The organism is Arthrobacter sp. Z5-13 (assembly GCF_056499105.1).
Map to the genome: position 1 here is coordinate 3,303,014 of NZ_CP096460.1, position 12,597 is coordinate 3,315,610.

At 61.9% G+C, this 12,597-nt stretch carries 11 protein-coding genes; all 11 read right to left on the reverse strand.

Annotated elements, in window-relative coordinates; translation table 11 throughout:
* Positions 1 to 77: 77 nt before the first annotated feature.
* Complete coding sequence (gene eno / locus M1E02_RS15370) at positions 78 to 1,358, reverse strand: phosphopyruvate hydratase (protein ID WP_479375085.1); 1,281 nt, start codon at positions 1,356 to 1,358, stop codon at positions 78 to 80.
* A 120-nt stretch (positions 1,359 to 1,478) separates the two neighbouring features.
* On the reverse strand, positions 1,479 to 2,114 hold the full coding sequence (locus M1E02_RS15375; RefSeq protein ID WP_479378183.1) for a MazG nucleotide pyrophosphohydrolase domain-containing protein: 636 nt from the start codon (positions 2,112 to 2,114) through the stop codon (positions 1,479 to 1,481).
* A gap of 103 nt (positions 2,115 to 2,217) precedes the next feature.
* Positions 2,218 to 3,363 carry an adenosine deaminase gene (locus M1E02_RS15380; protein ID WP_479375086.1) on the reverse strand — a complete coding sequence of 382 codons (1,146 nt, stop codon included), beginning with the start codon at positions 3,361 to 3,363 and terminating at the stop codon, positions 2,218 to 2,220.
* Positions 3,364 to 3,402: 39 nt separating this feature from the next.
* Positions 3,403 to 4,131: a DedA family protein gene (locus M1E02_RS15385; RefSeq protein ID WP_479375087.1), complete on the reverse strand. Its 729-nt coding sequence runs from the start codon at positions 4,129 to 4,131 to the stop codon at positions 3,403 to 3,405.
* Between the two features lie 216 nt (positions 4,132 to 4,347).
* Positions 4,348 to 5,001 (reverse strand): DedA family protein, encoded by a 654-nt coding sequence (locus M1E02_RS15390; RefSeq protein WP_479375088.1) that lies wholly within the window; start codon positions 4,999 to 5,001, stop codon positions 4,348 to 4,350.
* 37 nt (positions 5,002 to 5,038) lie between these two features.
* Positions 5,039 to 6,361 (reverse strand): thymidine phosphorylase, encoded by a 1,323-nt coding sequence (locus M1E02_RS15395; RefSeq protein ID WP_479375089.1) that lies wholly within the window; start codon positions 6,359 to 6,361, stop codon positions 5,039 to 5,041.
* A complete protein-coding gene (locus M1E02_RS15400; protein ID WP_479375090.1) occupies positions 6,358 to 6,762 on the reverse strand; it encodes a cytidine deaminase in 405 nt (134 codons plus the stop codon). The genes M1E02_RS15395 and M1E02_RS15400 overlap by 4 nt, the downstream gene beginning before the upstream one ends.
* A 5-nt stretch (positions 6,763 to 6,767) precedes the next feature.
* Positions 6,768 to 8,081 (reverse strand): ABC transporter permease, encoded by a 1,314-nt coding sequence (locus M1E02_RS15405; protein ID WP_479375091.1) that lies wholly within the window; start codon positions 8,079 to 8,081, stop codon positions 6,768 to 6,770.
* Positions 8,078 to 9,481, reverse strand: a complete 1,404-nt coding sequence (locus tag M1E02_RS15410) for an ABC transporter permease (RefSeq protein ID WP_479375092.1) — start codon at positions 9,479 to 9,481, stop codon at positions 8,078 to 8,080. Before M1E02_RS15410 ends, M1E02_RS15405 begins: the two co-directional genes overlap by 4 nt.
* Positions 9,474 to 11,090, reverse strand: coding sequence for an ABC transporter ATP-binding protein (locus M1E02_RS15415; RefSeq protein WP_479375093.1), 1,617 nt, complete (start codon positions 11,088 to 11,090; stop codon positions 9,474 to 9,476). Before M1E02_RS15415 ends, M1E02_RS15410 begins: the two co-directional genes overlap by 8 nt.
* A 201-nt stretch (positions 11,091 to 11,291) precedes the next feature.
* Complete coding sequence (locus M1E02_RS15420; RefSeq protein WP_479375094.1) at positions 11,292 to 12,398, reverse strand: BMP family lipoprotein; 1,107 nt, start codon at positions 12,396 to 12,398, stop codon at positions 11,292 to 11,294.
* Positions 12,399 to 12,597: the final 199 nt, after the last annotated feature.

The window sequence follows — 12,597 nt, forward strand, 5'->3', positions numbered from 1 at the left end:
CGATGCCTGCCCGGTTAAAGAAAACCGGTGGCCATGGTCTTTCAACCATAGCCACCGGTCAGGCGTTTTCGCGGCTACTAGCCCCTGAAACGCGGGAACGCGCTGCGGCCGGCGTAGCGTGCGGCGTCGTCGAGTTCTTCTTCGATGCGCAGCAGCTGGTTGTACTTGGCCACACGCTCCGAACGTGCCGGGGCGCCCGTCTTGATCTGGCCGGCGTTCGTGGCGACGGAGATGTCGGCGATGGTGGTGTCCTCGGTCTCGCCTGAGCGGTGTGAGGTGATGGTGGTGAAGCCGGCACGCTGGGCCAGGCTGACGGCGTCCAGAGTTTCGGTCAGTGAACCGATCTGGTTGACCTTCACCAGCAGAGAGTTGGCGGTCTTGGTGTCAATGCCGCGCTGCAGGATGGACGGGTTGGTGACGAACAGGTCATCGCCAACGAGCTGGACCTTGTCACCGATGGTGTCAGTGAGGGTCTTCCAGCCTTCCCAGTCGTTCTCATCCAGCGGGTCTTCGATGGAGACCAGCGGGTAGTCGGCGACGAGTTCGGCGTAGTAGGCGCTCATCTCGGTAGCGGAAAGCGCCTTGCCTTCGAACTGGTATGCACCGTCCGTGAAGAACTCGGAGGAGGCAACGTCCAGCGCCAGTGCGATGTCCGTACCCGGGGTGTAGCCGGCGTTCTTGATGGCTTCCTGGATCAGGTCCAGTGCAGCACGGTTGGACGGCAGGTTCGGCGCGAAGCCGCCTTCATCGCCAAGGCCCGTGGAGAGGCCCTTTTCCTGGAGGACGGCCTTCAGTGCGTGGTAAACCTCAACGCCCCAGCGCAGGCCCTCGGAGAAGGTCTCGGCACCGAGCGGGACAACCATGAATTCCTGGATGTCGACGTCGGAATCGGCGTGGGAGCCGCCGTTGAGGATGTTCATCAGGGGTACGGGCAGAACGTGGGCGTTCGGTCCGCCCAAGTACTTGTACAGGGGCAGGTCCGCAGACGCCGCAGCAGCGTTGGCAACGGCCAGGGATACACCCAGGATTGCGTTGGCGCCGAGCTTGCTCTTGTTGGGTGTACCGTCCAGGTCGATCATGGCCTGATCGATGCTGCGCTGGTCTGTGGCGTCGAAGCCAATCAGGGCAGGTGCGATCTGGTCGATGACGGCGTCGACGGCCTTCTGGACGCCCTTGCCGAGGTAACGGCCCTTGTCTCCGTCGCGGAGTTCGACGGCCTCGTGCTCGCCGGTGGAAGCACCGGACGGGACTGCTGCGCGGCCGATCTGGCCGTCGGAAAGCAGAACTTCAACTTCTACTGTCGGGTTGCCGCGGGAATCGAGGATCTCGCGGGCGTGGATGGCATCGATAAGCGCCATGAATATGCTCCTTATGGTGAAGCGATTTACTGGGAATCTAGCTGAAAACTCGACGTACTCGTCAGGACAAGCGTAGTCGAGAGTGGTACAGGTTACGGAAACCTCTCCGGCACCTTGACGTCATGAAGGCGAGTGGTTGCCTTCCTGGAATTCGCGGATGGTCCCCCGCAGGGCACGTTCTGCATCCAGGCCCCGGGCCCGTGCCCCCGCTACAAGGCCAAAAAGGAGCTCGCCCAGCTCTTTTTCGGAGTACGCGCCGTGCCCCGCCGCAGGCATTGATACAGGCGTTGATACAGGCATTAATGCAGCCAACTTCTCAGGCGGTACGGCGGGTAGATCCAGTCCGGCCCGCTCTGCCCGGTCCAGTGACTTCTGGGCGCGGGCAAGAGCGGGTAAGGCGAGCGGGATGCCTTCAAAGACACCAGTGCCTGCCGGCTTTTCCGTCCTCTTGACGGCATCCCATTTCTCCACAATCTCAGCCACTGTGGCCGGGAAAGTCTCCTGGAGAGTGCCGTCGGGGCGGAAAACGTGGGGGTTGCGGCGGATCATCTTGCCGGTGATGCTGCGGACGACGTCGTCGAATTCAAAAACATCGCGTTCCTGGGCCAGGCGGGCGTGGAGGACAACCTGCAGGAGCACATCGCCCAGTTCACCTTGGAGTTCGGCCTCGGCAGCGCCCGTCTCGATGGTCTCGGCGACCTCAAAGGCTTCCTCCAGCAGATACTCCACCAGCGACTCGTGGGTTAGCTCCCCCATCCAGGGGCAGTGCTCCCGGAGGGCCGCGACGACAGCGATGAGGTCTGCAACGGGAGATCCGTTGCTTTCCAGACGGCTGCCGTCCGGCCCGTTTCCGTGGCTGTCAGGCAAGGTTGGCGTAGGCGTCGTTGATGTATTCGACGAGGGCTTCCTTTTCTTCGAGCGGCAGGAAGGCGGCCTCGGCGGCGTTCAGGGTGAGTTCAAGCAGGTCGTCAAGGTCGTAATCGAACGTCTCAACCAGGAGTTCAAACTCGTCGGTGAGTGTCACCCCGCTCATAAGGCGGTTGTCGGTGTTGATGGTGACGTTGAAGCCCAGCTGGTACAGCATGTCCAACGGGTGGCTGTCGAGGTCGTCGCCGAATCCTGCGATGGCGCCCGTCTGCAGGTTGGAGGAGGGGCAGATTTCCAAGGCGATGCCCCGGTCCCGGACCCAGCTTGAAAGGTTCCCAAGCGTCACGAGTCCCACGTTGTCGTCGTCGTCAGCGGCATCTTCCGCGTCTTCGAACTCAACCATGATGTCCTCGGCGATGCGTACACCGTGGCCCAGCCGGAGGGCCCGGCCGTCCACCAGTGCGGACTGGATGCTTTCCAGTCCTGCGGCCTCGCCGGCGTGGACGGTGGCCGGGAAGTTGTTTTCAGCCAGGTAGGTGAAGGCTTCCTTGAAGCGTGAGGGGAGGAACCCGTCCTCAGCTCCGGCGATGTCGAAGCCCACCGCGCCGCGGTCCCGGTGCCGCACAGCAAGTTCGGCGATTTCCTGGCCGCGGTCAGCGTGGCGCATGGCAGTGATGAGCTGGCCCACCTGGATGTCGCGGCCGCTTTCGGCAACGGAGTCCACTCCTGCCTCAAGCCCGGCCTGGACGGCCTCAACCGTCTCGTCCAGGGTCAGACCCTTCTGGAGGTGCTGCTCGGGTGCCCAGCGCACTTCGCCGTACACGACGCCGTCGTCCGCCAGGTCCTCGACGAACTCCTTGGCGACCCGGAACAGGCCGTCTTTGGTCTGCATGACCGCAACGGTGTGATCGAAGGTTTCGAGGTAGCGGACAAGGGAGCCTGAATCGGCGGATTCCCGGAACCACTCGCCGAGCGCCACAGGATCGGTGGTGGGGAGGGTGTGTCCCACTTCATTCGCGAGTTCAATAATGGTGGACGGGCGCAATCCGCCATCCAGATGGTCGTGCAGGGAGACCTTGGGAAGGCTCTTCAGGTCGAAGTCGAGGGCAGGGGCAGCGTCAAGGATAGGCTCAGTCACGTTCCAACCTTAGGGTTGGCGGCCTGCTAATGCCAGCCGCTAGGTTCCCCTGGGTTCTGCGTCCACTGCGGCAGGGGCGAGGATGGGAGAAGTGCCGGATTCCGGGGTCTGCGCGCCGGCAGGACCGCCGTCCAGCCATTCATCAACCACTTCGGCATCATTACGGGCGAGGTGCTTGTGCCACCACCGCAGCACGTGGTCGATGAGGATTCCCAGCACGATGGCGAACACCACGGCAATTCCGGCGCTGAGCAGCGGATTGTGGTGGAGCCAGGGGAACGAGCTTGCCAGGATGCCGATGCCGATTGAGTAGCCCACCCAGGTGATGCAGGCGAAGGCGTCCAGCAGGAAAAAGCGGCGGTGCGCAAAACCGGTACTCCCGGCCACGTAATTGACCGCCACCCGCCCCCACGGGATATACCTTGCGGTGAAGATCAGGACAGCGCCGCGTTTTTCGAGTTCGTAGCGTGCCCAGCCGAAGGCTTTTTGGACCTTCGCCCGGCGCATCCACTTCCACCGTTCAAGGCCGATCCTCCGGCCCAGGAGGAAAGCCATGTTGTCACCGGCGATGGCTCCCACCAGGGCAGTTGTCCCGAGGATCCAAAGATTGGGTTCCCCGCTGTGCCGGGAAAACGCTGCGAGCGCGACAATAAGGGTCTCGCTGGGGACCACCATGGCGAAGCCGTCAACGAAGAAAAACACCAGCAATACAGGGTAGATCCACCACTGTCCCGCCGCATGGAGCACGGCCTCATTAATAAACTCCACGCGGTGGTTCTCCTAGACGAAAAATCGCTCAGCTGCATGTGATGGAAATCGCTCTTCAGTGTCCCACGGCCGGGGCGTCGTTCGCTACGCCCCGGCCGGGGGAAACACCAGTTTGAGCGTATCTTTATCTACCGACTGGAAGTATCCACCCAGGGGCTGATTTCCCAACCAGGGAAGTACGTCTAAAGGCTGAAAGCCCGCTTGGAGGCCGTGTCCTCAGGCGCCCGCCTCGCGGGACGCCTCACGCTCGCCGGACTCTTCATCCGGCTCTTCCGGAAGCTTGCCGCGCAGCCTGCTGATCACAAGGTCCACCACAATGCCAAGGCCCACCGCGCAGATGATGGCGATCACGGCGCCAAGCAGATGATTGTTCTCGAACCACTGCCCGAAAAACAGGCCGATTCCTACTGAGTAGGCCGCCCACAGGATTGCTGAGAGCACCGTGAGCAGCACAAAGCGCACGTGCGGGAAGTGCGTGGCTCCCGCGGTGAGGTTGACCGCCACGCGGCCAATGGGAATGAACCGGGCTACGAGGATCAGGGAGGCAGGGCGTTTCCTCAATTCAAGCCCGGCCCAGCGGAACGCCTTCTGCATCCGACGTCCCCGCATCCACCTCCAACGGTTTACCCCCACACCCCGGCCAATCAAATACGCGATGTTGTCGCCCAGGAACGCCCCGAGCGCTGCGACTGTTGCGAGGAGCCAAGGATTAGGGACATCAGCCGTCGCAGCAACAGCAGCCAGTCCAACAACCACGGATTCGCTGGGTATGGGTGGGAAAAACCCATCAATGAGGCAACACGCCAGCACCAGGAACAGGACCCAGGGCTGCGCGGCCGCCGCGAGAATGAAGTCGTTGATTTCCTGCATAGTTTCCTAACAGCCGGCCGAACGTGTTCGCTCCTGCTTATGCTATGCGGTCGATAATGAGTTGCTGCGCCGGCCGGGAACCATCGGGGGCGATGGTTACGGCGTGTTCAAGGGCTTCCTTGGCCCGTGCGAATTTTTCCGGGGTGTCCGTCAGCAGCGTCATCAGCGGCTCTCCTGCCCTCACTGCCGCACCGGGTTTTGCGTGCATGCGAACACCCGCACCGGCCTGGACCTGGTCCTCCTTGCGGGCCCGGCCCGCACCGAGGCGCCACGCGGCTACCCCCACAGCCAAAGCATCAAGTTCCACCAGCACGCCGTCGGCCGGCGCGTAAATCACTTCTGACTCCTTGGCCACCGGGAGCGCGGCACGGGGATCCCCGCCCTGCGCCTCGACCATGCGGTTCCAGACGTCCATCGCCCGGCCGTCCTTGAGGGCTGCCCGTGGATCCGCATCGTGGACGCCGGCGCAGGCCAGCATCTCCTCGGCAAGCCTTACGGTCAATTCGACGACGTCGTCCGGACCGCCGCCTGCAAGCACCTCCACCGATTCCTCTACTTCGATCGCATTGCCTGCTGTCAGGCCCAGCGGTGTATCCATGTTGGTCAGCAGCGCCACGGTGTTGACACCGGCGTCCTTACCCAGGGCCACCATTGTCTCCGCCAGTTCACGGGCCCGGCCCTCGTCCTTCATAAAGGCACCGCTGCCCACTTTGACGTCGAGTACCAGAGAGCCGGTACCTTCAGCGATCTTCTTGCTCATGATGGAGGAGGCAATCAGCGGAATGGCTTCCACGGTTCCGGTAACGTCCCGCAGGGCGTACAGCTTCTTGTCGGCAGGGGCGAGGCCGGCGCCGGCCGCACAGATCACGGCCCCCACGTCCTGGAGCTGGGCCATCATTTCCTCGTTGCTGAGCGCGGCACGCCAGCCGGGGATGGATTCGAGCTTGTCCAGCGTGCCGCCCGTGTGGCCAAGCCCGCGGCCGGAGAGCTGCGGCACTGCCACGCCGAACACTGCAACAAGCGGTGCCAGCGGAAGGGTAATCTTGTCCCCCACGCCGCCCGTGGAGTGTTTGTCGCTGGTAGCCTTCACGCCGCCGTCGGGACGACGCAGTGCAGAGAAATCCATCCGCTCGCCTGAGGCGATCATGGCGGCAGTCCAGCGGGAGATTTCCGCCCGGTCCATGCCGTTGAGCAGGATGGCCATGTTCAGTGCCGCCATCTGCTCATCGGCAATGGCGCCCCGGGTGTAGGCGTCTATGGTCCAGTCGATCTGCTCCGGGCTGAGTACACCCTTGTCCCGCTTGATGCGGATGATGTCGACGGCGTCGAACGCTTCTGTTTTGTTTGGGGTGAGTGTCACCGGGTTTCCTCCAAGTGTTGAGGACCAAATGCATCGGGAAGCACCTGGTCCATTGTCTTGATTCCCTGCGTGGTCATAATTTCCATGTCCGGTGCGCGGAATTCGTAAAGCAGCTGGCGACACCGCCCGCACGGCATGAGCACCTGGCCGCCACCGTCCACGCAATAGAAAGCACGCAGCAGGCCGCCTCCCGTCATGTGCAGGTTGCCCACCAACGAACATTCAGCGCATAGACCCAGGCCGTAACTGGCGTTTTCCACGTTGCAGCCGCTGACGATCCGGCCGTCCGAGGTAAGGGCCGCGGCCCCCACCGGGAACCTTGAGTAGGGGGCGTAGGCGTTGTTCATTGCGGCGACTGCGGCAGCCTCCAAAGCCTGCCAGTCGACTTCCATAATGGTCATCTCCGTCAACCCTTAACGTACGGAATGCCACTCGCGGCAGGTGGCCGCGAGCGGCCCACCAGCCCGGCAACGGCGAGCACTGTCACAAGGTACGGCAGCATGGCCATGAACTGGCTCGGCACCGGCGTACCGATGATGGTCACGATGCTTTGCAGGTTGTCGGCAAAACCGAACAGCAATGCTGCGAAGAAGGCGCCGATGGGGTTCCAGCGCCCGAAGATCAGGGCTGCCAGGGCGATGAAGCCGCGCCCGCCGGAGATCTCCTTGGTGAAGCTGTCGATGGCCACCAGTGTGAAGAACGAGCCGCCAATACCTGCAATCGCACCGCCCAGGGTGACGTTCCAGAATCGGGTGGCGTTGACCTTGATGCCCATGGTGTCCGCTGCTTCCGGATGTTCACCCACGGCGCGGACCCTCAGGCCCCATTTTGTCTTGAACAATCCGATCCACACGACGATGACCGCGATGTACATGAGGTAACCCACCACGGACTGCCTGAAGAGGATAGGCCCGATCAGGGGAATGCTGGAGAGCACCGGGATGTCCACAATAGGCAGCCTGTCCGGCGAGTTGAACTGCTCCGGGTCAGCCTGCATCACAGTGCTGTACATGAAACCGGTCAGGCCGGACACCAGGACGTTCAGCACCACACCAACGATGATCTGGTTGACGAGGTATTTGATGCTGAACAGGGCAAGGACCATGGAGACGATGGCGCCCGCGACGGCCGCAGCCAGGAGTCCGATAAACGGGTTCTTGGTAATGCTTGCCACGATGGCGGCCGTGAAGGCACCGCCCAGCAACTGTCCCTCGATGGCGATATTCACCACGCCGACCCGCTCGCACAAAACGCCTGACAGCGAGCCGAAGACCAGCGGAACGGCAAGCGTCACGGATCCGGCGATCAGCCCGGCAAGGGAAATGTTCGGCGTGCGTGCGCCTCCCACCAGCCAGATCAGGAAGGCCACAACGAATACGACAATGAATGCAATGGGAAGCCACCGCGGGGCTGACTGGTTCCTCGTCTTCAGATAGACCGCATATCCGGCCATGCCGAGAAGGACCACAGACAACACAATGCCCGCAAGGAACGCCGGCACTTCGACGGCGGGCAGCTGGAAGAAGTCGCCCGCTGAGGAAATCCCGAACTTTGCGCTCTGGTTGGGACCCCTGACTCCAAAGAACACGAAGGCCACCAGGCCCAGTGCCGCCAGCAGGATGGGGATCTTCCATGTGACTGGTTTGGCTGAAGAGCCCTGGATCCGGGTAGAGCCCGGCTGCGGGGTCCCCGGCTTGGGTGCGGTGGTTGTTGTGCTCATGCTGCACCTCCGGTGGTGGCTGCCGTTGTGGACTTACCGGCGGTAGCCGTTTTCTTCCGCCGCGGGTTAAGCCCGAAGACGGCCCGCACCAGAGGCGGGGCTGCGATGAACAGAACGATAAGCGACTGGACCACCAGGACAATGTCGATCGGCGTTCCGGTCTGGATCTGCATCTGGACCGCACCGGCGCGGAAGGCGCCAAACAGCAGGCCGGCCGCAAAAGTGCCCCACGGCGTCGAGCGTCCCAACAGCGCCACTGTAATGGCGTCAAAACCATAGGTGGCAGCGACGCCGTCCGTAAGAACCTTTTCGGTTCCCGCCACCTGGGCTACACCGGACATCCCCGCCAAGGCCCCGGCGAGGGCCATGACAAGGATGGTGGCGCGTGGGACGTTGATTCCAGCGGTCAGTGCGGCCTTGGGGTTGGCGCCAACCGCCCTGAACTCGAAGCCGATGGTGGAGCGGTTAAGCAGCCACCACACCAGTACCGTGGCCGCGATGGCCAGGACAAAGCCAAGGTGGAGCCGGTACTGGGTGCCGAAAATCTGCGGGTAAACCGCGCTGGGATCCAGGATGGGGGAGATAGGGTTGGTCTCCCCCGGACGCTGGAATGCGGGAGTGTTCAGCAAATAGCGGAGGAAGTACAGCGCTATGTAGTTGAACATGATGGTCAGAATCACCTCATGGGCACCGGTGCGTGCTTTGAGATAACCCACCAGGCCTCCCCAGATGGCACCGCCAATGATGCCCGCCACGAGGACCAGCAGCAGATGGAGCCCCAACGGCAAATGCAGGGCAAAGCCAACCCAGGCTGCGAGGATACCGGCCATGATGATCTGGCCCTGGGCACCGATGTTGAACAGACCTGCGCGGAAGGCGAGTGCCACACCCAGGCCTGCCGTGATCAAGGGCGTCGCTATGGTGAGGGTCTCCATAAACGGTGCAAACTGGGCGACAGCTGTGTTCCCCCGGGGGTTGAACACAGACCCTTGGAAAAGGGCCACGTAAGAACGGGTGGCCGCATTCCAGACCGCCAGGAGGAAATCTGTGGGCCGCGCGAAAAGGTAAGTGGCTGAGGCTCCCACCTGCTTGTCCGTACTGGCGATGAGCAAACCGCCCAGGATCAGGGCCAAGAGGACGGCCAGCAGGGATACCATCCCGCTGCCCGTGAAAATTTTACGGAGCAGGGTGTCGGGACCGCCCGGCAGCTCGCCGCTCTGGGCAGATACCGGCACCGCTGAAGGGCCCATGGCACCGCCGGCCGTATCCAGCGCTACGGTGGCCGCGGTATCTTCAGCCGGAGCAGGAGCATCCGCGGCGTCTGTGGGCTCTGCAGGTTCAGTGGGTTTGGCTGATTTCTTCGAGTGATCATCCGCCACGTGCTTGTGTTTCTCAGACATGGTCGCCTCCTTCGGCGCGGGAGGTGGAGGGTTCAGGGGATGATCCATCGTCCGGCGAACCATCGTCCGGCGAACCCTGATGGTGGGCTTGGTCGGAGTGGGCTGCCTCATCAGGAGACAGACCTGCCATCATCAGGCCCAGGACATCCCTGCTGGTGCCGGCTGGAACAATCCCCACCAGCTTGCCCTTGTAAAGCACGGCGATCCGGTCCGCCAGCTCCATGACCTCATCAAGTTCAGTGGACACAATCATTACCGGAGTGCCGTTGTCCCGTTCGGCGACGATTCGCCGATGCAGGAATTCGATGGAGCCTACGTCCACGCCGCGGGTGGGCTGGGAAGCAATGAAAAGACGGAGCGGACGTGACAGTTCACGCGCCATCACCACCTTCTGCTGGTTTCCGCCGGAGAGGGTGCCGGCGGCCAGCGACCCGGAAGGCGTGCGGATATCAAATTCGCCAATCCTGGACGTGGCGTTTTCCAGGATCTTCGCCGGGCTCATGCCGATTCCCTTGGCGAAGGGAGCCTGGTCATAGAGGTCCAGTACCAGGTTCTCAGCAATGGAGAAGGTGCCGATCAGCCCGTCCACTTTCCGGTCCTCGGGAACGAATCCGACGCCGGCCTGAAGCACGTCCTTCACGCTGCGGCCAAGGAGTTCCTCCCCGTCGAGCAGGATGGATCCGTGGACACGCTCCTGCAGGCCCAGAATCGCTTCGGTGAGTTCCGTTTGGCCGTTACCCTGGACGCCAGCCACCGCAAGGATCTCGCCCCGGGCGATGCCGAAGCTGATTCCGTCCACCACGTGCTGCCCGCTGGGGGCAATCACAGTGAGGTCCCGGACCTCAAAAGTGGTTTCCTGCGGCCGGGCAGGCTCTTTGTCCAGTGTCAGGCTCACGGAGCGGCCCACCATCATGGAAGCCAGCTCAGTGGTTGAAGCTCCGGGAGCTGCGGTGCCCACCACCTTGCCGCGGCGGATCACGGTAATGGTGTCCGAGACTGCCTTCACTTCGCGGAGTTTGTGCGAGATAAAGACGATGGAAGTCCCGCTGCTTTTGAGCTGTCTCATGATGTCAAGGAGTTCGTCCGTATCCTGCGGGGTGAGGACCGCCGTCGGCTCATCGAGGATGAGGACCTTAGCGTCCCGGACAAGGGCCTTGATGATTTCAACGCGCTGCTGCACGCCCACAGGGAGGTCTTCCACCAAAGCGTCAGGGTCGACGTCGAAACCGTAGCGGTCAGAGATTTCCTTGATTTTCCGGCGGGTATCGTCCAGGTTAAGGAAGCCGCCGGCTTTGGTGGTTTCGGCGCCCAGCGCGACGTTTTCGGCAACGGTGAACACCGGCACCAGCATGAAGTGCTGATGCACCATCCCGATGCCGGCCGCCATGGCGTCACCTGGGCCGCGGAAGCTGACGGGTTTGCCGTCGATGAGGATTTCGCCGTCGGTGGGCTCGTACAAGCCATAGAGGACGTTCATCAGGGTGGACTTGCCGGCCCCGTTCTCACCCAACAGGCAATGAATCTGACCGGGTTCAACAACCACATCAATGTGATCGTTGGCTAGCAGGGAGCCAAAGCGTTTGGTAATCCCCTTGAGTTCAAGTTTCAAAACTCTGACCAATCTCGAAGCGTCCGGCGGATCTATCCGGACGGGATATGTGGCTGCAGCATCAGCCTAGTACCTGCCACCGTGGGCGGAACCAGGCCATGCACAACAGAAAAAGGAGAATGCCAACGAAAAGCGCCACCTCCCGTCCAGTAGTAACTGTCCGGGTGGCGGCGCCTTGCGTTGGAATCAGGGCGTTGGGGATCAGGCCTTGGGGCTGGCTGCGGATTCCACCTTCACCTTGCCGTCCACAATGTCCTTCTTGATCTGTTCCAGCTCCGACTTCAGCTCAGCAGGAACTGCCGATTCCAGGTCGTGGAAAGGAGCAAGCTGTACACCGTTGTTGGCCAGGGTACCGACGTACGGGGTGTTGGAGAACTTGCCTTCCTTGTCTTCCTTCACCACGTTCTCAACAGCGTCACCCATCTGCTTCATTACCGAGGTCAACATGATGTCCTTGTAATCAGGAGCGGTGCGGAAGCCGTCAGAGTCAACCCAGATGAGTTTGACGTCCTTGCCTGCGGCCTTCGCTTCCTGCAGCGCAGCGCCGGCGCCCTTACCCACCGGGCCGGCAACGGGCATGACGATGTCAGCACCCTGATCCAGGAAGTTCTGGGTCAGCTGCTTGCCCTTGTCCTGCTTTTCGAAGTCGCCTGTGAAGCTGCCATCCTGGGCGGCCTTATCCCAGCCAAGGACCTTGACGTCCTTGCCCTTCTGTTCGTTGTAGTACTTCACGCCATCGGCGTAGCCGTCCATAAAGATGGTGACGGTGGGGATCTTGATCCCGCCGAAGGTAGCAACCGTTCCGGTCTTCGTAGTTCCGGCAGCAAGATACCCGGCCATGAAAGCCGCCTGAGCGGTGTCGTAGATAATCGGCTTGACGTTGCTGATCGCGGGATCGTAGGCGAAGTCGATGATGGCGAAGTGGCTGTCAGGGTTGGTGGTGGCGATCTTCTTCGTGGCGTCGCCCAGGAGGAATCCGACTGTGACGGTGAGGTCGCAGCCTGCCGTGACCATCGCGTTGAGGTTCGGCTCGAAGTCATTGTTGGTCTTGGATTCGACCTGGTTGACCTTGATGCCGAGATCCTCTTCGGCTTTCTTCAGGCCCTCGTACGAGGACTGATTGAACGACTGGTCATCGAATCCACCGGAGTCTGACACGATGCAGCCGGCGTAATCGCTGGCCGTGGCAGCCGGGCCCCCCGCCTCAGGGGGTGCCCCGCAAGCCGTCAGCAGGAGAGCGGCCGCACCTGCGGTGGCCACTCCGACCATGGAACCGCGCTTGACGGTTGCACGCAGTGAGTTCTTCAATGTTCCTCCAGGAAAAAAGAGATAGGCGCTACGACGGTTCAATGAGTGTCCGTTTCTAATGCTCCACACTGAAATTCTGTTTTCACTGATGGGTTCGCAGCACTGCGCCGTAGCGCACTGATACAAGCAACTTTAGTGTCCTGGAACACGTCCTGGCGCACCCTGGAAGCCATTATCGGCATATCGTTGAGAACTTGTT